We start from the raw sequence: 21,418 nt of genomic DNA, 5'->3' as shown, positions 1-21,418 counted from the left end.
CTACAGGTCCAGCCGGTACTGGAGTTCCGTGTGCGTGGGCACGTAGCCGAGGTCGTCGTTGACGCGCCTCATGTACGTGTTGCTCTCGGCGGTGTCGGTCAGGAGGCCGCCGAGCCCCGGGTGGTCGGCGCCGGCCCGCCGGATCGACTCGGCCTTCATCCACCGGGCCAGCCCGTGCCCGCGGTGCTCGGGCAGCACGGCGGTGCCGTAGTGCTGTCCGTCGCCCGTGCGGTCCCCGGGGACGACGAGTTCCGTGAACCCGGCGACCGAGCCGTCGCGGGTGTCGACGGCGACGACGGTGTGCAGCAGGTCGCCCCGGTCGCCGACGGCCTTCGCCACCGCCCGGACCCGGTCCACGTCCCACACCCCGGCGACGTGGTCGGCGCCTTCCATGGGCATGTCGTCCATGGCGCGCCGGGAGGCGGCGAACGTCCCGGCCAGGTCGTCGGGGACGGCTCCCTCCCAGGAGACCAGCCGGTAGCCCGGGTGCGGGCGCTCGACGAGCTCGTCGAGGGCGGTGGCGTCCACGCCGGCCAGCGGCAGGCGGGCGTACCGCAGGGTGAGTACGGTGCGGAAGCCGCGCGCCGACAGGAAGTGGTCGCCGGGCGTCCCGGCCTCGGTCAGCGCGAGGACGCCGTGCCTGCCGTCGTCGCGGGCGGCGGCCACGGCGGTGTCGAGCAGCCGCGTGCCCACTCCCCCGCGCCGCTCCACGGGGTGGACGTGCAGGGAGAGTTCGGCGAGGTGGGTCTGTCCGGCGCCGGTGGGCAGGCGCAGGAAGGCCGAACCGACGGGGTGGGCGTCGGCGTCGGACGCCAGCCAGGCGAGGCGTCGGTGGTGCGGCCCGTCGGCGGGGTCGGTCAGCGGGGTGATGCGAAGCGACAAGGTGTCTCCGTCGTGAGGAGGTGCATCGGGTCCGTACGCGGGCTCGACCGCCGGGCACTCCTGCGCATGTGCTCCACACCTCCTCGGGGACGGTGCCGTCCGGGACGCCGGTACGGCCGGGAGAAGGTAACCGGGCCGTCGCCTCCCGGGCAAGGGGATTACGGCGTTGCCGTACCGGCGGGGGGCCGGAGGGCCTCCGGGGCAGCAACCCCGCCGCCGCCAGCGGTACGGCGGCCAGGACCAGCCACGGCACGGCGGCCGGCAGTCCGGTGTCCAGCAGCAGACCGGTCGCGGAGCTGCCGGCCAGCACGATGAGACCGGAGACGGAGGACAGTGCCCCCGTGTACAGCCCGAGCCGTCCGTCCTCGGCGAGGTCCGGCACCCAGGCACGGGCGACGGGCGCGACCAGCATCTGCCCGAGGGTGAGCAGGACGACGAACCCGGCCGCGGGCAGCAGTCCGCCCGTTCCCGTCCACCCGGCGGGCCGCGCGCCCGCGACGACGGCGAAGCCGGCCGCGATCAGCACCAGCCCCGCCACCATCGACCGGCGCGGCGCCAGCCGCTTCCCCGCCCACCGCGTCACCGGCAACTGCGCGGTCACCACCAGCAGCGAGGACAGCGCGAACAGCCAGGCCAGCGGCGCCTGGGAACCCGCGGCGCGCTCCACCTCGGCGGGCAGGGCGAGGTAGAGCTGGTTGTAGGCGAGCAGGTAGGCGCCGTAGGCGCAGCACAGCGCGAGGAAGCGCCGGTTGCGCAGCAGCAGTCGCGTCCCGCCCCTGACCGGGACACGGGTCCGCCCGGGAATGCGCTGCGGCAGCAGCCACGCGTGCCCGGCGAGGACGAGCACGAAGACACCGGCGCCGGCCAGGCACGCGGTGCGGAAGCCGACGGCGAGCAGCAGGGCCCCCAGCAGCGGTCCGACGAAGGCCCCGGCCTGCCCGGCGACGGTGAACAGCGCGAGCACCCGCGTCCGGTCCTCGCCGCTGCGCTCCTCCCAGGCGACGGCCTGCCGGGCCACCTCGGACTCGACGGCCGGCGAGAAGAGCGCGGCGGCGAACCCGATCAGCAGGACGGCCCCGACCACGGCCCAGGTCTGCTCGGCGAACCCGAGCCAGACGAACCCGGCGATCCGCAGCACGCACCCGGCGAGGACCACCGGCCGGATGCCGTACCGGTCGGCCAGCGCGCCGCCGACGACGAAGAGCCCCTGCTGGCTGAAGGTCCGCAGCCCCAGCACGAACCCGACCAGCCAGCCCGCCATGCCGATGCCCTGTCCCAGGTGCTCGGAGAGGAAGGGCAGGACGGCGAAGAAGCCGATGTTGAAGGCCAGTTGGGTGAGGATCAGCAACCGGAGCAGCGGCGGGAGCGGGGCCGGTCGCCGGGCGCTCCGTGCGGTCCGTGCGGTCCGGGGCGTGAACAGCGAGGTCATGGTGCGGCGACCCGTTCCTTCTTGGGCGCGGTGGCCTGTTCGGCGACGGCCGGGGCGGCGCGTACGGGTCGCCGTCGCGGCCCGCGGAGCCCGCCCGCGGCGCTGACGGCCAGGGCGCCGAGCAGGGCGAGGACGGCGGCGGGGGCGAGGACGGCCCAGGGGGCGCGTTCGGCGTAGGGCTGGTTCTCGGCGAGGAGCAGGCCCCACTCCGGGGACGGCGGCTGGGCGCCCAGCCCGAGGAAGCCCAGCGAGGCGAGGGCGAGGGCGACACCGGGCAGCCTCAGGAGGGCGTGGCGGAGCACGGGGGGCAGCACGGCGGGCAGCAGTTCGCGGCGCAGCAGGTACCAGCGCCCGGCGCCGAGGCCCCGGGTGGCGGTGATGTGCAGGGTGGCGCGTTCCTGGCCCAGCAGTGCGGAGGTGTGCGCGGCGAGCGGCGCCCAGGCGACGGCGCCCACCGCGAGCGCGGGCGTGGCCCCTCCGCTGCCCGCGACGGCGGTGACGAGGAGGGCGACGAGGACGGGCGGCACGGCGTTGACGGTGTCGACGAGCGCCCCGGACACCCGGGGCACGAGCCCGAGGAGCACGCCCGCGGCGAGGGCGGCGGCCGTGATGGCGGAGGCGAGCAGCAGGGTGTCGAGCGCCCCGTGGCCGACGCGGGCGAGCAGGTCGCGGCCGAGGGCGTCGGTGCCGAACGGATGGTCGAGGGAGGGCGCCCGCAACCGCTGCCCGGTGTCGAGGGCGAGCGGATCACGGGTCAGGCCGATCCCGATGACGGCGAGCAGCACGGCACCCTGGACGAGGGGCAGGACGCGGCCGGCGGGCGGGGCGGGCCGGTGCAGGGAGGACAGCGCGCCGTCGCTCGGCGCGGGCCCGGTCAGCAGGCGGGCCGTGACGCGGGTGGCACCGGTCGCGAGCGCCGCGAGGAGGACCAGGGCGAGGGTGCCGGTCTGGAGGACGGGCAGGTCCTGGGCGAGGGCGGCCTGGAGGGTGGTCCGGCCGAGGCCGGGGATGTCGAAGACCTGCTCGACGGCGACGGCACCGCCGGTCAGCCCCACGACGAACAGCCCGAGGTTGGGCAGCAGCGCGGGCACGCAGCGCCGCAGCGCCTGCCGGGCGATTCGGCTCCCGGTCAGTCCCCGGGCGGCGGCGGCCAGCGCCCAGGGCTCACCGAAGGCGCCGGGCAGCAGGTCGTCGAGCAGCCGCCCGATCACGGCCCCGGCGGGCAGCCCGAGGGCGAGTGCGGGCAGCAGGGTCCACTGGGGCCCGTACCAGCCCAGCGCGGGCAGCCACCCCAGCTGCACCCCGACGACGGTGGCGAGCACGGAGGCGACGAGGAACTCGGGCAGCGAGGCGACGACGGCCGAGCCGGTGCCGCCGGGCCGCCGCCCGCCGAGCCGGCGGCGGGCGCCCAGCCGGAGCGTGCGGGCGCAGACGAGTCCGGCGGTGAGGGCCGCGACGGCGAGGGCGACGGCCATGAGCAGCAGGGACGCCCCGAGCGCCTGGACCACGCCGGGCAGCACGTCGGCGCCCGAGATCCACGACTGCCCGGCGTCCCCCCGCACCAGCCCGCCGAGCCACCGCCCGAGGACGTGGAACGGCCCGCCGTCGAGCCCGAGCTGCGCGCGGATGTCGGCGAGCACCTCGGGCGTGGGGTCACGCTCGGCGGACCGCGCCTTGAGCACGGTGTGGGCGGGATCGGTGTGCGTGAGCCACGGCAGCAGCCCGATCCCGCACACCAGCGCCGCCGCCGGCACGACCCGCCACACCGCGGTGGCCACCCGCTGCCGCACGGCTCAGCGCCGGGTGCCGGTACCGACGAGGGTGCGCTCGTACGGGTCGAGGATCACGCCCTGCACCGAGTCGGCGACGCCGGTGATGATCCGCTGGTGCACGAGCGGTACGACGGCGTCGCTGCCGAGGATGCGGGCTTCTGCGGCCATCGCGGCGTCCTGCCGCTTCGCGGTGTCCTCGATCTTCTCGGCCCCGGCGACCGCCGAGTCGACGGCCTTGTCGCAGAGCTGGGCGATGTTGAAGCCGCCGTCGCAGGTGTAGTCGCCGGAGAGGACGGCGACGGGGTCGCCGGTGTCGAGGAGGGTGTTGCGGGCGAGCACGAAGGCGTCGAACTTCCCGTCCAGCGCGTCCCCCTCCAGCCGCGAGTACTCGCGCACGGTGAGCTTCACCTTGAAGCCGGCCTTCTCCAGCTGCTGCTTGACCACCTGGGCGACCTCGGGCAGCTCGGGCCGGTTGTCGTAGGTGGCGAGGGTGACGGTCTTCCCGTCGGCCTTCCCGGCCGCAGCGCGGCCCACGGGCCGCGTCCGCTTCCCCTCGGCCCAGGTCACGGCGGGCCCGTAGATCCCGGCACCGGGGTCGGCGTAGCCCTCGTACACGTCCTCGGCGAAGACGGAGGTGTCGAGGGCGGCACGGGCGGCGGCCCGCAGCTTCGCGTCCGCGAAGGTCCCGGACGTCGCGTTGAGGAGCAGGCTGGTGGTCCGGGTGGTGGCGGTGTCGCGCCGCATCTCCTTGTCGAGGGTCGCCGCCTGGGCCACCGGCACGGCCTCGGCGATGTCCAGCTCACCGGTGCGCAGGGCGTTGGCGCGGGCGGTGCCGTCGGCGATGAAGCGGGCGTCGATGCCGGAGGCCTGGGCGCGGCCGCCCCAGTAGTCGTCGAAGCGGTCGAGGGTCGCGGAGCCGGCGCCGTTGACCTTGGTCAGCGCGAAGGGCCCGGTGGCGGTGCCGACGGGGTCGACGTGCCCGCTCTTCTCGTAGGCCTTCGCGGAGAGGACGGCGAGGCTGGGGCTGGAGAGCCGCAACGGCAGTACGGGGTCGGGTTCGGCGGTGGTGATCCGGACCACCCGTTCGCCGCCGGCCTCGGCGCTGAGGGTGACGCCGGCGAGGGCGGCGGGCGCGGGCTCGGCGTCGGTGGCGTGGGTGAGGGAGTCGGCGACGGCGGCCGGGGTGACCTCGCTGCCGTCCTGGAAGGTGGCGTCGCGGAGCGTGAACTCCCAGGTCCTCTCCCCGTCCCTGCGCCAGGACTCGGCGAGGGCGGGGGCGGCGGAGCCGTTGGCGTCCAGCGCGGTGAGGCCCTCGGTGACGGCGAGGCGGCTGAGGAGGGTGGCGTCGGCGCCGTACGGGGAGAGGTTCTCGGCGGGCGGGAAGGCGAGGGCCACGCGCAGACGGGAACCGTCGCCCTCGTGGCCGGAGCCGGAGTCGTCACCACCGCCCGAGGCGAAGCAGCTCGATATGAGCGGCACGAGCAGGAACGGGGCGAGCAGCCGGGAGCGGCGGTGGGAACGCATGGTCCTCGGATCAATCGGCGTCGAGCGGGTCAGGCGGGGTGACAGCAACGAACGGAGCTTACATGACAATCATTTCCATGATGGTGGTGCGCCACCTGATCGGCCTCATGCCATCGGCACGTCGAAGTGCACGACCGCCTGCCCGCCGCCCGCGTCCTCCCGCTCGTCGTGCACGACCTTGGCGAGCGACCGCCAGAAGGGCTCGGCACCGGGGACCGCCGGGTCGGTGTGCAGGTACACGGCCCGGTACCCGCCGTCCGCGGCGGCGAAGGCGAGCAGTTCGTCGACGAGCCGCCGCGCCAGCCCGCGCCGCCGGTGCTCGGGCCGCACGTACACGCGGCGCAGCTGCGCGGTCACGCCGGACGGGTAGCGCTCGGCGACGTGCCGGGGGTTCGGGGGGTGCGCGGGACCACGGGAGTCGAGGGCGGCGGTCGCGACGACCTCGCCGCCCGCGTCCACGGCGACGAGAAGGGTGTGCCGCTCGGGCGCCAGATAGGCCCCGGCCAGGTCGATGACGTCACCGTGCCAACGCGGCACGTACCCGGTGCCGAAGTCGCGGTAGACGGTGTCGAGCATGACGGCCCGGGCGGCGTCCAGGTCGTCCGGGGTGGCTGTCCTGAGGGTGTAGTCACTGGTGCGCACTTGCACATCGTACGCATTAACCGGAAGTCGCTGATCAGACGGTCCCCGGGTGCGCCGCCGACGCAGATCCGCGACCGCGCGGAGGATGCGGTCGATGCGCGCGGTTGCCGGTGTGCGTGCCTCGAGGGCGCGGGACACATCGGACGACCGGAGGGGCGACAGTGTCGTGGTCGACGGCCGCCCGACGGCGGCAGCGGGGGACGGCTCGGTGGTCGTGTCCCCCACTGCCAGGGTCCGGCCTCCTTCCCTCGGGGTGCGACGCGAACATCTGACGGGAGACAGCCGTGGCATGTGCCGTCTGTGTTCAACCTATTGACAGTGCATTACATGGGCTTTACGTTCCGCCCATCTGAGAGCGCTCTCAGAAACTCCCCCCTGTCACGACTTGAGGTGACACATGCCAGCCCCACGCTTCAGACCGGCATCCGTTCTGCTGCTGGCCTCAGCCCTCGCCTTCGTCGGCCTGGGCCCGGCCGCCACGCCCGCGGCCGCCGCCACCGTCCCCGTAGGATCCGGCAGTTACTCCGACACCCGGCCGGCCGGCACGTCGGGTCCCACCACCAACACGGGAGCACCGGTCACGCCCAAGGTGACCGCTGCCGCCCGGAACCGGCCCGTGCCCACCAACGACTGGTGGTCCTCCCTCGCCTACCAGCGCTACGGGGACAACCCGTACTCGACCCCCATGTACGGGCACCCCCTCACCTACCAGGCCACGGCCGGCGGGCTCGACATCGGCTACCCGACGACCCCCGCGATCGTCGGCGACGGCCGCCAGTACGAGTACGCCCACAAGCGCGACCTCACCATCGGACTGACCGGCCTCAACTCCCCCGACACCAAGGCCGACGACTGGTCCGACTGGACGGTCACGCCCTACTGGTCCGACGGCACCCGCACGCTGCGCACCACGATCGGCCACGGCTCCCCGTTCGTGTACGCCAAGGGCTCCGGCGGCAACGCCCAGATCACCACCGCCGGCGCGCCCGCCGTCTTCGCCGACCAGGGCAACGTGCTCGGCATCACCGTCGCCGGGCATCACTACGCCCTCTTCGCGCCGACCGGCAGTGACTGGAACATCGCCGGGTCGACCGTCACGGCGGGGCTCGGCTCCAAGGACTACTTCTCCGTCGCGGTGCTGCCCTCCACCGGTGCGCTGGCGACGTTCAAGAAGTACGCCTACAGCTTCGTCACCGGCTCCAAGGTGACCTGGAGCTATTCCGGGGGCGCCTCCAAGGCCACCTACACGCTGACCACCGAGGCGAAGGAGGGCACCGAGCGCGGCACGCTCCAGGCGCTCTACCGCCACCAGTGGCTGCACACCACGGACCCCCTCACCTCCTACACGTACGTCTCGCCGCGCGGCACCATGAAGGTCCGCGAGTCGGCCTCCTTCACCACCAGCCAGAAGGCCTCGGCGGTGCTGCCCGCGCTGCCGAAGTCGAACGGCGTGGACGCCGCCCGGCTGCGCGGCTACCTCAACGAGGTCGTGAACGCCTCCGACCCCTTCTCCGGGGCCGCCGACACCTACTGGACCGGCAAGGCCCTCGGCCGCCTCGCCCAACTCGTTCCGGTGGCGGAGCAGATCGGTGAGACGGGCGTCCGCGACCGGCTGCTCGGCCTGCTGAAGGGCAGGCTCCAGGACTGGTTCACGGCGGGAGGCGCGAACGAGTTCAGCTACGACAGGGACTGGAAGACCCTCACCGGCTACCCCGCCTCCTACGGCAGCGACACCGAACTCAACGACCACCACTTCCACTACGGCTACTACGTGTACGCGGCGGCGATCATCGCCCAGTACGACCAGGCGTGGGCCGCCGACTCCGCGTGGGGCGGCATGGTCAAGACCCTCGTGCGGGACACCGCCAACCCCAGCCGCACCGACACCGCCTTCCCCTTCCTGCGCGGCTTCGACGTGTACGCGGGCCACAGCTGGGCCTCCGGTCACCAGGGCTTCGCGGCCGGAAACAACCAGGAGTCGTCCTCCGAGTCCACCAACCTCAGCGCGGCCCTGATCCTTTGGGGATCGGCCACCGGTGACACCTCGCTGCGCGACCTCGGCACCTTCCTGCTGACCACCGAGTCGGAGTCGATCGCCCAGTACTGGTTCGACGCCGACGAGCAGGTCTTCCCGTCCTCGTTCGGCCATGACACGGCCGGCATGGTGTGGGGCAGCGGCGCTGCCTACTCCACCTGGTGGACCGCCAACCCCGAGGAGATCCACGGCATCAACGTCCTTCCCGTGACGGGCGGCTCGCTGCACCTCGGCGGCGAGAAGGCCGCGATCCGGCGCAACATCGCCGAGATGGAGCGGGAGAACGGCGGCCCGGCCGTCGAATGGCGCGACATCCTCTGGGAGTTCCAGTCGTTCGCCGACCCCGGTGCGGCCAAGGCGAAATGGGATGCGGGGCACGCGGGATACACCCCGGAACAGGGGGAGTCCAAGGCGCACACCTACCACTGGATCAACACGCTCGACGCCCTCGGCGCACCGGACGCCACCGTCAGCGGGGACATCCCCACCTCCGCCGTCTTCACCAAGGGCACGACCCGGACCTACGCGGCCCACAACCACGGAGCGACGGCCCGCACGGTGACCTTCTCCGACGGCAAGACCCTCTCCGTACCGGCCCGTTCCACTGCGACCGGCACCGGGTCGGGCTCGACGGACCCCGACCCCGATCCTGACCCGCCGACCGGCAACACCTTCCAGCTGCGCACCGGCGGCACCCTGACCACGGCGACCGGCGGCACGGCGGGCAGCGACACGATCGCCTCCGGCGGGGGTGCCAACCACGACGGCAGCCCGTACCAGCCCCTGGTCTACGAGGTGCGTGGCGTCAACGGCTCGCTCACCCCGGGCGCGTCGACCGCCTTCCGGCTCCAGGTGGACGCGGGCACCGCGGTCGGCCTCGGCCAGCAGGCGCGCGTCAGTTACGACTTCACCGGTGACGGCAGCTACGACCGGACGGAGACCTACCACTACTTCGCGACCGACCCGGTCACCGGATGGGAGGAGTACACCCAGGCTCGCGGCCTGAAGGCGTCGACGGGAACGCCGGCCGACCTCAGGGGCGGCAGCGTGCGCCTCGAGGTGTGGAGCGCCATCGGCAACGGCACCGCCAGGCTCCAGACGGGCACGGACAGATCCGTGCTGGTGATTCCGTACAGCTGAACCATCGAGTGCGGGCGTGCGGCGACCCGGGGACGACGGCTCCCCAGGGCGCCGCACTGCCGATGGCCCCGGTCGGGGCCCCGGAGCTCGGACGCTACCTGCCCCGAGAGCCCTCCACCCCGAGGGCGTCCAGCAGCATGGGGAGCGAGGCGTGCAGCTCGCGCTCCCAGTACGGCCAGGTGTGGGTGCCCGGGCCGTAGAAGTGGGTGGTCACCTTCTTCGCCCCCACCCGCTGCAGCTCTGCTGCCAGCGCGTGGTTCTGCCTGTTGAAGTCCGCCTCCAGGGCGCTCGTGCTCCCTGGTGCGTCGAGCGGACCGGTCGTGCCGTCGCCGCAGGACAGGTACACCGGGATCGACCTGAGCCGCCGGGCGAGATGGAAGGGGTCGTGGGCCTCCCAGACGCGGCGCTGCGCGACCGGGTCCCCCCAGACGCGGAGCGGGTCGTTGCCCTGGCCGGCGAAGAAGCCCATGATGCGGGCGACCGACTCGTCGTTCAGGAGGGGATGAGCCGAGCCGGAGTAGGCGGCCGCGGCCCTGAACATGCCCGGGCGGCGGGCCGCATAGAGCAGGGCACCCTGGCCTCCCATCGACAGGCCGGCCACGACACGGTTGCCGCCGGCGCCCCAGTCGCGTTCCAGGAGGCGGCGCAGCTCGACCGTGTGGAAGGTCTCCCAGGCCGGGTCGCCGCCCTTGCCGTGGTTCCACCAGTCGCTGTACCAGCCGTTCCAGCCGGCCTCCGGCATGACGACGAGGACGTCGCGCAGACGCTCGGTCTCCGCCACGTCCGTCATGCTCGTCCACGACGTGTAGTCGCCGCAGCAACCGTGGAGGAGCCACAGGGTCGGCCAGTGCTGTCGCCGTCGGTCGTGCGGGTCCCAGCCGTCGGGGGTGAGGAGGCGAACCTGGACGGTCCGGCCGCCCAGGGCCGTCGACCGTACCGACAGGTCGACCTGTCGGTCCGCGACCCGGGTGACGGCCACGACCTCGGCGCCGGGGCGGGCACCGGCGGCGTCCGGCTGCCCCGCGGCCAGTGCCGGGGCGGCGGGCGCGAGGGTGGCCAGCAGGACGGCCAGGACCAGAAGGAGCCTGGCTCGGAGCGGGGTCAGGACGGTGGGCACGTTCGCGAACACGGCTGCTCCCTGTGGTGGGTTGCTGGTCGTCGCGGTGTGGTGCGGGCTTCTGCCGCGGGTCCGGTCGTCGGTTCTCCGCTCTCCGTCGGTGCGGGCGTGGGCCATCGCCCGACGTCCACTGCACAAGTAGCGACCGGTTCACGGGCGCCGTCAAGGTCGCGTCGAGGGACCGGTCACGAGCGCCGAGGACGCGGCGGACGGAGGCGTTGTCAGTGTCTGCCGATAGATTCGGTCTCGTTCCGCCGAGGTGGCGTGAACGCCCCCTTCGCTTGCATGGGAGATGGTGCGTTGTCCGTCTGGGAGAAGTCGAGCACGGCTCGGGTGGTGCCGCCAGCGCGGCCGAGGAAGCTGGCCAAGGTGCCGTTCGTCGAGCTGGCCGACGGTCGGTTGCAGGGTGTGGTTTCCAGCGGCTCGGACATCGGGCGTGTCTACGTGTCCTCGGTCGCGGCCGGGTCGTACGCGTTCTCGTGCAGCACCAACAACAACCGTCCCTGTGGTGGGGCGCACGGTTCGTTCTGCAACCACATACGCGCGCTTGTCGGTGAGGCCGTGCTCCAGTACGGGGCGGAGCGCGTGGCCAGGTACCTGAAGGTCGACGCCGAGGACCCCGCCGACGCGCAGGTGCTCACCTACGCCATGACGTCCACGCGGCCCGGGCCCGGCGACGGTTCGGCGGCGGCCCAGGTGTTCAGCCGGTTCCTGCGGCACCTCGCCTATCTCGAACTTCCGGTCACCACCGCTCCGCTGCCCGAGATGCAGTGGTTCCCGACGACCAGGACGGTGGCTGCCTGATGCGTGCCGATCTGCTTCTCGACGCGGTGGACGGTCTCGACGAGGCCCTCGCCGCCGTGGACGGCTTCGATGCCGCGCTCGTCGGCGGGCTGCTGCGTCCGCAGCCCGGGCAGGCCGAGGGACTGGCCGGGCTCGCCGACGCCGTCGCCGGGTCGCCGCTGGCCTCGCGCGTGGCCGAGGCCGCCGACAAGACGGCCGCCGGGGCCGGTGACGAGGGGCACTTCGTCGCCCTCGCCGCCGCCCGCACCGCTCTGCTCGGCTCCGTGCACGACGCGCTCGTCGCCCGGGTGGAGGAGGCCGTCGGCCGGCCCCACGGTGAGGCCGCCACCGCCCCCGCAGCCGGTACGGAGCAGGCCGCCAACCTGCGCCTGGCCGCGCGCGGCTGGCTGGGCGACCTGGCGCGGGCCGGCTGGCGGGGAATCGACCACGAGCTGGTCGGCGGGGCCGCGCCCGTCGTCTCCGCGATGCTGCCGGACCCCGCGTCGCGCCGGCCGGCCACGCTGCTCGACGGGTTCGCCGCCGAGCTCGCCGCCTCCTGTCCCGGGGCGACGCTGGAGCGGGTGCCGGCGCGCCGCTGGGCCGACCTGTGGTCGCGTGCCCTGCTGCTGACGCTGCCGGGCGTCGACCCCGAGCCTGTCGTGGCCGAGGCGACCGGGCGTCTGCTGCCGCTCGGTGTCGACGTCCAGGAGCACGCCACCGCCGTACAGGCGCAGGTGCACGCGGTGTTCGAGCCCGCCGACGGCGGTACGCCCCGGCTGGTGCGGGCCTCGGTGTCCGCACCGAAGCCCGACACGGTCGTCGGGGCCGGTCTGTGGCAGCTGCTGCGACCGCACATGTCGCTGCTGACCGCCGTGAGCGAGGGCCGTTCCATGGACCTCGACGCGATGCCCCTGACCGCCGAGGGCGACCTCGTCTGGGACGACGCCCGCGCGCGTGCGGGAGAGCCCGCCGACGCCTTCGCCACCGCCCGGGTCGCCCTGCCCACCGCCGCCGCGTTCCCCGTGGCTCCCCTGGAGCGGCATCCGGCCCGGCTGGCGGTGCCGGTGCTGCTGGAAGGGTACGGCGTGGAGGAGGAGGACGGCCGGATCGTCCTCCGGATGGCCGGAGGCCATCTCGGCGTCGACACCGACCGCCTGCCGGTCGCGGGACCGCTCACTCCGGAGTTCGTGGCCTCGTCCGTGGCGTGCCTCGGGCTGCTGCGCTGGGATGCCGGGGAGTTCCTGCTCCAGCCACTCGCCGTCGAGCGGCTGGTGCGGAAGAAGGCCGTCGCGGTGCACGCCGGCGCCTGGGCCGGGGGGACGACCGACAAGGCGGGGGCCCGGGCCGAGAAGGCCGCCACGGACGCCGTCACCGTACTGCGCGAGCGCGCCGGAAAGCTGCTGCGGAAATGACCGGCCACTCCCCCGGGCAGGCTCCCGGTCCCGCGCCCGAGCCCGACGCGTCCGACAACCGCCGGCAGGTCCTCTACTGGCGGCTGCTCGCCCGGCTCTTCGACCCCGAGGAGCAGGCCGCGCTGGAGTCGGCGAGCCTCGCCGTGGTCGAGGACATCGGTCTGCCTCCCGCCCTCCTGGACCCCGACGCGTCCGTCGGCTCCGTCGTGCAGCGGCATCCTGAACTCGCTGAGGAGTTCGACGGCTTGATGGCGCCGGAGCCGGAGGAGGACGGCGAGCGCGACCGGGCCGCCGAGGTGCGGCGCGCGGCGCTCGCGTCGAAGGTGTTGCTGAACGTCTTCGCCTCCCGCCCCGGCAACGTCACCGCCGAACAGCTGGCACGGTGGCAGTCCGACGCGGAATGGCTGGAGCGTGCCCTCGGCTGCCGGCCCGGCGAACTGCGGGGCGGGCGGGGCACCGCGGGCCGTCCCGGCGGCGGTGTCAGCCCGACCGGTACGGGCGTCGGCGGGCCCACCCCCGACCTCAGCCGTCTCCTCCCGGAGATCGGGCCGGAACTCGGCTCCATCGAGGCCGGCCTCGTACAGCGCATGCGCTTGCGCGAGGTGCTGGCCGATCCCGCGCTGGCCGCCCGGCTGACACCCAGCATGTCCCTGATCGAGCAGCTGCTGCGCGACAAGGACAACCTCTCCGGCGTCGCGCTGGCCAACGCCAAGGCGCTGATCCGCCGGTACGTCGACGAGGTCACCGAAGTGCTCCGCACCCAGGTGGAGAAGTCCACGGTCGGTGAGCTCGACCGGTCCGTGCCGCCCAAGCGGGTCTTCCGCAACCTCGACATCGACCGCACCATCTGGAAGAACCTCACCAACTGGAGTCCCGAGGAGGAGCGGCTCTACGTCGACCGTCTCTACTACCGGCACACCAGCCGCAAGACGACACCCCAGCGGCTCGTGGTGGTGGTGGACCAGTCGGGTTCCATGGTCGACTCCATGGTCAACTGCACCATCCTCGCCTCCATCTTCGCGGGGCTGCCGAAGGTGGACGTCCATCTGATCGCCTACGACACGCAGGCGCTGGACCTCACCCCCTGGGCGCACGACCCCTTCGAGACACTGCTGCGCACCAAGCTCGGCGGCGGCACGGACGGCACGGTCGCGATGGCCCTCGCCCAGCCGAAGATCGCCGAGCCGCGCAACACCGTCGTGGTGTGGATCTCCGACTTCTACGAGTGGCGACGGCAGGAGCTGTTCGACAGCATGGCCGCCGTCCACCGCTCGGGAGCGAAGTTCATCCCGGTCGGCTCGGTGACCAGCTCCGGGCGGGGCAGCGTCGATCCCTGGTTCCGGGAGCGGTTCAAGGATCTCGGCACCCCGGTGATCTCGGGACACATCAAGAAGCTCGTGCACGAACTCAAGACGTTTCTCACCTGATCACCGAGCGACCGGGGCTACCGAGCGCCGGAAAGCGTCTCTCGTTTCGTTTCGTTGTGATCACCGCATGGAAAGGCCTTCCTCATGTCCGACCTGCTGCGCGCGCCCGCCGAGATCAAGTACGCGGAGGAGCTCGACTGGCTGGAGTCGATCGACGACAGCCCCAAGCCGTTCTCGTGGCGCCTGTCGCCGAAGATGGTCCGCCTGTTCATCCTCGGTTCCGAGCGCTCCGACGGCCTCGACCGGGAGGTCTCGCAGAAGTGGTTCGGTGACCGCAGCTTCGTCGAGCGGTCCATCGTGACCCTCGCCTCCGACCGCGGTCTGCTGCTCATCGGCGATCCGGGCACCGGCAAGAGCTGGCTGGCCGAGCTGCTGTCGGCGGCGATCAGCCGCAACTCCACGCTGGTCGTGCAGGGCACGGCCGGCACCACCGAGGACCACATCAAGTACTCGTGGAACGTGTCGATGGTCATCGCCAAGGGGCAGTCGCGGGAGTCGATGATCCCCTCGCCGATCATGACCGCGATGGAGGCCGGCTCCATCGGCCGTTTCGAGGAGCTGACCCGGTCGACCAGTGACGTCCAGGACGCGTTGATCTCCATCCTCTCGGAGAAGTACATCTCCGTGCCCGAACTGGAGAGCGGGAGCGGGGACGACAACATCGTCTTCGCCAAGCCCGGCTTCTCGATCATCGCCACGGCCAACAGCCGCGACCGGGGCGTCAACGACCTGTCCTCCGCGCTCAAGCGGCGTTTCAACTTCGTCCGCATCCCCGTCGTGACGAACAAGAAGAGCGAGGCGGAGATCGTCCGCTTCCGCACCGAGGAACTGCTGCGCCGGCACTCGATCGAGCTGGACGTGCCCCCGACCCTGCTCGACGTGCTCCTGCAGAGCTTCGCGGACCTGCGCGCCTCGGCGGCCGCGGCCGGCAGCGACGACGAGAAGCTCGAGTCCGCCCTGTCGACCGCCGAGCAGATCGGTGTCCTGGAGGACGCCGTCCTGCACGGCAACTTCTTCGGTGAGCGCGCCCTGACCGCCCGCACCCTCGCGTCCTCGCTGGTCGGCTCGCTCACCCGCCGCGAGCCGGAGGACCTGGCCATCCTCAACAAGTACCTGCACGGTGTCGTCGAGCCGCGCAGCAAGGAGGAGGGCGGCTCCTGGCCCGAGTTCCTGGAGGGCGGCCGCGACGCGATCGCCACCCTGTCATGAGCGGGCCCCAGGAGAGCACGTCGTTCGCCGCGCTGCGCGGGCAGTTGCAGGAGGCCGCCGCCACCTTCGCGGGCGGGCCGGACGCGCTGGAGGGCATCCTCCTCGGCCTGGTCGACGACGTCGACCGGGCGGTGCGCGAACCGCTGGAGATCTTCCCGGTCTGTCACCACTCCCCCGCCTCGGCGACCGCCATGGCCCGACGGCTGCGCGCGAAGCAGCCGAAGGTCGTCTACGTGGAGCTGTGCGAGGACATGGCTCCGCTCCTCACCGAGCTGCGCAACTGCCGGCTGCCGGTGGCGGTGCAGGCGTTCGCCGGTGACGTCGACGGCTTCCCCGCCGAGTGGGCGCCGCTGTCGGTCGTCGCGCCGATCACCGAGGCGTCCGCCGAGTACCAGGCCATCGCGTACGCCCTCGACACGCCCGGGGTGGAGCTGGTCCTCGTCGACCGGTCGGCGGACCACGTCTTCCAGTGGGACAGCAGGGGCGGGGAGGCGGCCGGCGAGACCCCGGCGGAAGGGGCGCCGGCCTCCGGTGAGCCCGAGGCCGCGCTGCACGGCGAGGCCGTCGGCGTCGAGATCGGCGACCTGCGTCCGCGCTTCGCCGAGCTGGAGGAGCACCTGCTGCGGCACGGCAAGGTGCGGCACTGGTCGGAGTGGTGGCACCAGTACGTCGAGGTGCCGCTCGGCACGGGCACCGGTGACGGCGTCGCCGACCACGACACCTACCGCCAGGTCATGTTCCTCATCGGCAGCCTCTTCCGGCGGCTCGCCCCGGGCGGCGGCGACCGGGTCCGGGTGGACGAGGACCGCGAGCGGTACATGTGGACGCGGATGCGGGAGCACATGGCGGCGACCGGGACGGATCCGTCGGACGCGCTGTACGTGTGCGGGGCCTTCCACGCGGCCAGCCGGGTGCCGGAGTTCGGGGTGGGGGGCAGTGACACCTTCACCATCTCGCCGCGTTCCGCCACCGCTTGGCAGTACGGGCTGATCCCGTCCAGTCACGCGGCGATCGAGGCGCAGTTCGGTCTCGCCGCGGGGTCGGTGTCGATCGCGGCGACCGAGTGGGCGAAGAGCCTGAAGCGGACCCGGGTGAAGCCGTTCCGCCTGGAGGGCCAGGCCGGGACGAAGAAGTCGAGGTCCGCGCGGAAGCAGGTGGCCGCCCCGGCACCGGAGCCCGCGGCCGCCGAGGACCGGCTGTCCGGCTTCCTGCGCAGGCCGCCGGTGCTCGACGGCCTGGACGAGGCGGAACTGCTCGGTTGGTCCGTGGACGTCGTGCGCGCCGCCCGGCGCAACGGATACCTCGCCTCGACCGCCGACGCCATCGCCGTCTTCGAGACGTCGATCCTGCTCGCCGGGATGCGGGACCGGGCCAAGCCGACGCCGTACGACTTCCAGGACGCGGCGGTCACCTGCATCGAGAAGGACACCGTCCCCGGCCGGCGGGACGTGCGGCGCCTGGTCGAGATCATGATGGGCGGTGACCGGGTCGGCCAGGTCGGCTACGAGGCGCTGCCTCCGCTCGCCCGGGACGTGCACGACCGGCTGGCGCCGCTCGGGCTGAAGCTCCAGCAGCGGGGCGTGCAGCGGGCGCTGCTGGACATGGTCTCCCGGCCGGAACTGCGGGCCTGTTCCGACGTGCTGTGGATGCTGCGGAGGCTGATGCCGCACGGTGCGGCACGGCCGATCATGGGTGAGCGGCGGCTCGGTGAGCGGTCGATCCAGGAGTCGTGGGACCTGGCGATCGGCACCCACCAGCGGGCCCTCATCGAGCTGGGCTACGAGGGCGTCAGCATCGAGCAGGTACTGGAGCAGCGGCTGCGGCGGGACGCGTACGGGCCGCGGGCGACGACGGCGACCGTGCTCGCGGCGGTCGAGGACGCGACGTTGTACCTGGGCAGCCGGCGTCTCGCCGACGAGCTGGGCACCCACGCGCTGAAGGTCCTCGCCACCGAGCGCAGCGTCGACGGCGCGCCGGAGGTGCTGCGCCGGGTACGTGGACTGCTGGCGTACTACCGGACCAGCGAGCCGGAGCTGCCCTCCTGGATCGAGTCGTTCGTCAGGACCGGTTACGCCCACTACTGCACCCTGCTGCCGACGGCGTTCCGGGACGAGGACGCGACGGTGGGGCAGGTCGCGGCGATGCTCGGCTTCCTGTTCAGCATGGAGAGCCTCGCGCTGTCACTGGGGTGCGACCGGGCCCAGCTGGAGCTGGCGGTCGCCCAGTCGCACCCCGAGGAGCCGTCGAAGACGGCGCTGCTGTGGGCGGCCCAGGTGCAGCTCGGCACCCTGTCGCGGGCGCAGCTGCGGGAGCGGTGCGACGAGTTGCTGTCCAACCCGCTGGTGGTGCCCGCCTATCCGCGCTATCTCAGTGGCTTCGTCCACGCGCTGGAGCCCGTGCCGGGGCTGGCGGACGTGGTGGTGGAGGCGGTGTCGAACGCGTTCGGGCGGTTGCCGGACGCGGTGCTGCTGCCGTGGTTGCCGCTGCTCATCACCACGATGCGCTCGGGCGCCGCGGAGCTGGCTCCGCTGTTGATCCGGGAGGCCGGACGGATCTTCCCGGGTCGGCTGGCGGCCCTGGACGCGTGGGTGCCGCCGTGGCGGACGCCCGCCGCCGCGCCCGTACTCCGCCGGGCGGGGGCCGAGGAGCCCGGCCCCCGGGGAGCCGCGCTGCTGCCGGTGCATCCGGCGACCTGCGACGCGGTCGCGGAGCTGCTGGGCTGCGACGGGGAGTGGGCACAGCCCGGAGCACCGGCCGGTCTGCCGGGCGCGGCGCTCCTGGCCGCCCATCCCGCGGCCTGCGACGCGGTGGCCGGCCTGCTGGGGTGCGACGGGGCGTGGGTCGCGGAGGCCGCCTCCCCAGCCGGCGCCGCGGCCCCGGGGGCCGTGCTGACGACCCGGCACCCGGCCGCGGCGGAGGCGTGGGAGTCGCTGCTCGCGCGCGCCTGACCGCAGGGGTCGGCCCCGGTGGCGTCCGGGGCCGGGCCCGTCGGGAGAGCGTCTCCCAAGGGGAGTGTCGGGGACGTGACCAGAACGAGGGCGCGCCCGCCTCGGGGACGTCGACCGCGCGTCGACGGTCGGTCGTCTCCAACCCCGACCGAGGCCGGTGCGAGGGCGGTGCGAGGCCGGCCCCTCCCGCGTACGGGGAGGGGCCGGCCCGGCCCGCTAGCGGACGGCAGCCGGGTTCGGCGCCGGCGCGTAGCCGGTGGGCCGGGCACTGAACGTGCCGCGGCCCTGGGTGCGGCTGCGCAGCCGGGTCGCGTAGCCGAACAGTTCGGCCAGCGGCACGGTGGCGGTGACGACCGCCGTGCCGGCCCCCGTGTCGGAGCCCGTGACCCGGCCACGTCGGGCGGCCAGGTCACCGAGGACGCCACCGACCGCGTCCTCGGGCACGGTGACCGTGACCTCGACCACCGGCTCCAGCAGGACCATCGCCGAGACGCGCAGGGCGTCGCGGAGCCCGAACCGGCCGGCGGTGCGGAAGGCCGTCTCCGAGGAGTCCTTGACGTGGGTGAGGCCGTCGACGAGCGTGACCCGCACGCCGGTCACCGGGTGACCGCCGAGAGGGCCCTCGGCCAGCGCGTCCCGGCAGCCGGCCTCGACCGCCCGGACGAACTCCTGCGGCACGCGCCCACCGACGACCGCGGAGCGGAACACCAGGCCACGTTCTTCCGTGTCCTCCTCCCACGGCTCCACGTCCAGCACGACGTGCGCGAACTGCCCCGCGCCGCCGTCCTGTTTGACGTGCCGGTACACGAAGCCGGACACGCCCTCACCGACCGTCTCGCGGTACGCCACACCTGGGCGGCCGACGGCGACCTCGAGGCCGTGCTCGCGCCGTACGCGCTCCACCGCGACCTCCAGGTGCAGTTCCCCCATGCCCGACAGCACGGTCTGCCCGGTCTGCGGGTCGGACCGGACGGCGAGCGAGGGGTCTTCCTCGGTCAGCCGGGCGAGCGCGGTGGCCAGTCGGTCGGTGTCCGTGGAGCGACGCGCCTGAACCGCCACGTGCACGACGGGCTCAGCGACACCCGGGGGTTCCAGGACCAGGGGGTCGTCCGGTGCGCACAGGGTCGAGCCGGCGCGGGCGGACTTCAGCCCGACCACGGCGACGATGTCCCCGGCGACCGCCCGTTCCAGCGGGTCGTGGCGGTCGGCGCACACCCGCAGGATGCGGCCGATCCGCTCGGTGCGTCGTGCGCTCGCGTCCCACACGGTGTCCCCCTTCCCGATCGTGCCCGAGTACACCCGCAGGTAGGTCAGCCGTCCTGTCGGGGTGGCGTTCACCTTGAACGCCAGTGCCGCCATCGGTGCCGCCGGGTCGGCGGGCCGTTCCCGCTCCGCGGCATCATGGGTGCCGCGCACCGGGGGTACGTCCAACGGTGACGGCAGGTAGGCCACCACCGCGTCCAGCAGCGGCTCGACGCCGCGGTTGCGGTAGGCCGAGCCGCACAGCACCACCACGCCGTCACCGCCGCGGGTCAGGTCGCGCAGGGCGGCGGCGAGGGTGGTCGCGTCGAGGGTCTCGCGGTCGCAGAACTCCTCCAGCGCGGCCGGGTGGCGTTCCGCCACCGCCTCCTCCAGCAGTCGCCGCCTGCGCGCCGCTTCCTCACGCAGGGCGTGCGGGACCGGCCCCTCCTCGGCTGTGTCGGCGCCGTCGGCCCACACCAGGGCGCGCATGCGCAGCAGGTCGACGACGCCGGTGAAACCGTCCTCCGCGCCGATGGGCAACTGCACGACCAGCGGCACCGGGTGCAGTCGCTCACGGATCGAGGCGACGGCCGCGTCGAGGTCGGCGCCCGCCCGGTCCATCTTGTTGACGAACGCGATCCGCGGCACCCCGTGCCGGTCGGCCTGGCGCCACACGGACTCGCTCTGCGGTTCCACCCCGGCGACGGCGTCGAACACGGCGACCGCGCCGTCCAGCACGCGTAGCGAGCGTTCGACCTCGTCGGCGAAGTCGACGTGTCCCGGGGTGTCGATCAGGTTGATCCGGTGGCCGTCCCAGGAGCAGCTGACCGCCGCGGCGAAGATGGTGATCCCGCGGTCGCGTTCCTGCGGGTCGAAGTCGGTGACGGTCGTGCCGTCGTGGACCTCGCCGCGCTTGTGAGTGGTGCCGGTGGTGTAGAGGATCCGCTCGGTGACGGTGGTCTTGCCGGCGTCGACGTGGGCGAGGATGCCCAGATTGCGGACGGTGGTGAGGGTGTTGACGTGGGTGCGCACGGCCCGTGGCCCTTCGCTGGTCTGTACAGGGGGCGGCGCGATCTCCCGGGACGGCGGACGCTCGCGGCGGGCGGCCGGCGGCACTCCTGGTGCCGGAGGTACCGGCGGTGCTGCCGGTACCGGTACCGGTGTGGCCGAGCGGGCGTACGTCAGTGCGTCGTCGCGGGTTTCCGGTGCCGGCCGCGCAGCGGACACCGGACGGCCGGAGACACGAGGATCACCTCGTACCGGGACGGGGGAACGACGGCAGCGGTGCGGATGCGCACGGCCCGGCTCCCCTCACTCGGTCTCGATGTCGTGGTGAGTCTAGGGAAGCCGGAAGCGCCGGCGCATCGCATTTACCCGGGCTCGCGTACCGCTCTCGGGTCGCGTCGTCGTCTCCGTGCGGGAGACCGTGAAGGGATGGCACGGTGCCGTCGTCAGCTGTCGGGACGGCCCCTTCTCGACGATCTCGCCCGCGTCCGGGACGGCGATGCGACGGGCCTGGCGCGCGGACTCCGGTCGTGGGTGATCAGGACGAGGACCAGGCCGGTGCGGTCCCGGAGCTGCGCGGAAAACGCGAGATGCCGGCCGGGATCTCTCCCGACCGGCATCACGTTGCTGCCTGTCTTGTTGTCTTGTGTCCGAGGGGGGACTTGAACCCCCACGCCCGATAAAGGGCACTAGCACCTCAAGCTAGCGCGTCTGCCATTCCGCCACCCGGACCAGGTGTCCGCCGCTGTGCGGGGTGCTCCCCCGCGGCGACATGCACAACCATACCAAGCTTTCGCAGTGCCTTTCACCTGCGTTTCCTTCGCCTGAGCGGCGGTCCGGGACCGACGGCT

The 21,418-nt window shown here is 73.3% G+C and carries 12 protein-coding genes, 1 tRNA gene and 1 pseudogene; 6 read left to right on the top strand and 8 right to left on the bottom strand.

Features of this window, described 5'->3' with window-relative positions; translation table 11 throughout:
• From ACZ6EG_RS18170 to ACZ6EG_RS18150, 5 genes and pseudogenes are all read right to left on the bottom strand, one after another.
• Entirely contained in the window at positions 1 to 882 is an 882-nt protein-coding gene (locus tag ACZ6EG_RS18170) for a GNAT family N-acetyltransferase (protein WP_469605632.1), read from the bottom strand.
• Positions 883 to 1,075: 193 nt separating this feature from the next.
• A pseudogene (locus ACZ6EG_RS18165) lies at positions 1,076 to 2,311 on the bottom strand (MFS transporter); the annotation flags it as partial.
• Complete coding sequence (locus ACZ6EG_RS18160; protein WP_469605629.1) at positions 2,308 to 4,101, bottom strand: ABC transporter permease subunit; 1,794 nt, start codon at positions 4,099 to 4,101, stop codon at positions 2,308 to 2,310. The pseudogene ACZ6EG_RS18165 and the gene ACZ6EG_RS18160, both read right to left, overlap by 4 nt.
• A 3-nt stretch (positions 4,102 to 4,104) precedes the next feature.
• Positions 4,105 to 5,607: an ABC transporter substrate-binding protein gene (locus ACZ6EG_RS18155; protein WP_469605626.1), complete on the bottom strand. Its 1,503-nt coding sequence runs from the start codon at positions 5,605 to 5,607 to the stop codon at positions 4,105 to 4,107.
• Between the two features lie 105 nt (positions 5,608 to 5,712).
• Positions 5,713 to 6,249, bottom strand: a complete 537-nt coding sequence (locus ACZ6EG_RS18150) for a GNAT family N-acetyltransferase (RefSeq protein ID WP_391972459.1) — start codon at positions 6,247 to 6,249, stop codon at positions 5,713 to 5,715.
• Positions 6,250 to 6,646: 397 nt separating this feature from the next.
• Here ACZ6EG_RS18150 and ACZ6EG_RS18145 point away from each other — a divergent pair, with 397 nt between their 5' ends.
• The gene (locus ACZ6EG_RS18145) at positions 6,647 to 9,424 is read left to right on the top strand and encodes a glycosyl hydrolase (RefSeq protein WP_469605623.1); all 2,778 of its coding nucleotides are present in this window, start codon (positions 6,647 to 6,649) and stop codon (positions 9,422 to 9,424) included.
• A 94-nt stretch (positions 9,425 to 9,518) separates the two neighbouring features.
• Here ACZ6EG_RS18145 and ACZ6EG_RS18140 read toward each other — a convergent pair whose 3' ends face one another.
• The gene (locus ACZ6EG_RS18140; protein WP_469605620.1) at positions 9,519 to 10,553 is read right to left on the bottom strand and encodes an alpha/beta hydrolase; all 1,035 of its coding nucleotides are present in this window, start codon (positions 10,551 to 10,553) and stop codon (positions 9,519 to 9,521) included.
• Between the two features lie 273 nt (positions 10,554 to 10,826).
• Between ACZ6EG_RS18140 and ACZ6EG_RS18135 the strand changes: the two genes are divergently transcribed.
• The 5 genes from ACZ6EG_RS18135 to ACZ6EG_RS18115 all read left to right on the top strand — a co-directional run bounded on the left by ACZ6EG_RS18135 (position 10,827) and on the right by ACZ6EG_RS18115 (position 18,320).
• On the top strand, positions 10,827 to 11,345 hold the full coding sequence (locus tag ACZ6EG_RS18135; protein WP_391972462.1) for a hypothetical protein: 519 nt from the start codon (positions 10,827 to 10,829) through the stop codon (positions 11,343 to 11,345).
• A complete protein-coding gene (locus tag ACZ6EG_RS18130) occupies positions 11,345 to 12,736 on the top strand; it encodes a hypothetical protein (protein WP_469605617.1) in 1,392 nt (463 codons plus the stop codon). The genes ACZ6EG_RS18135 and ACZ6EG_RS18130 overlap by 1 nt, the downstream gene beginning before the upstream one ends.
• On the top strand, positions 12,733 to 14,163 hold the full coding sequence (locus ACZ6EG_RS18125) for a VWA domain-containing protein (RefSeq protein ID WP_391972464.1): 1,431 nt from the start codon (positions 12,733 to 12,735) through the stop codon (positions 14,161 to 14,163). The genes ACZ6EG_RS18130 and ACZ6EG_RS18125 overlap by 4 nt, the downstream gene beginning before the upstream one ends.
• Positions 14,164 to 14,247: 84 nt before the next feature.
• The gene (locus tag ACZ6EG_RS18120; protein ID WP_391972465.1) at positions 14,248 to 15,372 is read left to right on the top strand and encodes an ATP-binding protein; all 1,125 of its coding nucleotides are present in this window, start codon (positions 14,248 to 14,250) and stop codon (positions 15,370 to 15,372) included.
• A complete protein-coding gene (locus ACZ6EG_RS18115) occupies positions 15,369 to 18,320 on the top strand; it encodes a DUF5682 family protein (protein ID WP_469605612.1) in 2,952 nt (983 codons plus the stop codon). The genes ACZ6EG_RS18120 and ACZ6EG_RS18115 overlap by 4 nt, the downstream gene beginning before the upstream one ends.
• A gap of 216 nt (positions 18,321 to 18,536) precedes the next feature.
• Here ACZ6EG_RS18115 and fusA read toward each other — a convergent pair whose 3' ends face one another.
• Both fusA and ACZ6EG_RS18105 read right to left on the bottom strand, forming a co-directional pair.
• Positions 18,537 to 20,594 (bottom strand): elongation factor G, encoded by a 2,058-nt coding sequence (gene fusA, locus ACZ6EG_RS18110; RefSeq protein WP_469605610.1) that lies wholly within the window; start codon positions 20,592 to 20,594, stop codon positions 18,537 to 18,539.
• A 620-nt stretch (positions 20,595 to 21,214) separates the two neighbouring features.
• Positions 21,215 to 21,299, bottom strand: a tRNA-Leu gene (locus ACZ6EG_RS18105).
• Between the last annotated feature and the right edge of the window lie 119 nt (positions 21,300 to 21,418).

It is taken from the genome of Streptomyces sp. NPDC041968, assembly GCF_055589025.1.
This window is presented reverse-complemented; position numbering and strand designations above follow the sequence as displayed.

Excerpts from the sequence above, each read along its gene's own strand:
- ACZ6EG_RS18145 (WP_469605623.1), top strand. The coding sequence starts at position 6,647 with ATGCCAGCCCCACGCTTCAGACCGGCATCCGTTCTGCTGCTGGCCTCA.
- ACZ6EG_RS18130 (WP_469605617.1), top strand. The coding sequence starts at position 11,345 with ATGCGTGCCGATCTGCTTCTCGACGCGGTGGACGGTCTCGACGAGGCC.
- ACZ6EG_RS18115 (WP_469605612.1), top strand. The coding sequence starts at position 15,369 with ATGAGCGGGCCCCAGGAGAGCACGTCGTTCGCCGCGCTGCGCGGGCAG.
- ACZ6EG_RS18120 (WP_391972465.1), top strand. The coding sequence starts at position 14,248 with ATGTCCGACCTGCTGCGCGCGCCCGCCGAGATCAAGTACGCGGAGGAG.
- ACZ6EG_RS18135 (WP_391972462.1), top strand. The coding sequence starts at position 10,827 with ATGGGAGATGGTGCGTTGTCCGTCTGGGAGAAGTCGAGCACGGCTCGG.
- ACZ6EG_RS18155 (WP_469605626.1), bottom strand. The coding sequence starts at position 5,607 with ATGCGTTCCCACCGCCGCTCCCGGCTGCTCGCCCCGTTCCTGCTCGTG.
- ACZ6EG_RS18125 (WP_391972464.1), top strand. The coding sequence starts at position 12,733 with ATGACCGGCCACTCCCCCGGGCAGGCTCCCGGTCCCGCGCCCGAGCCC.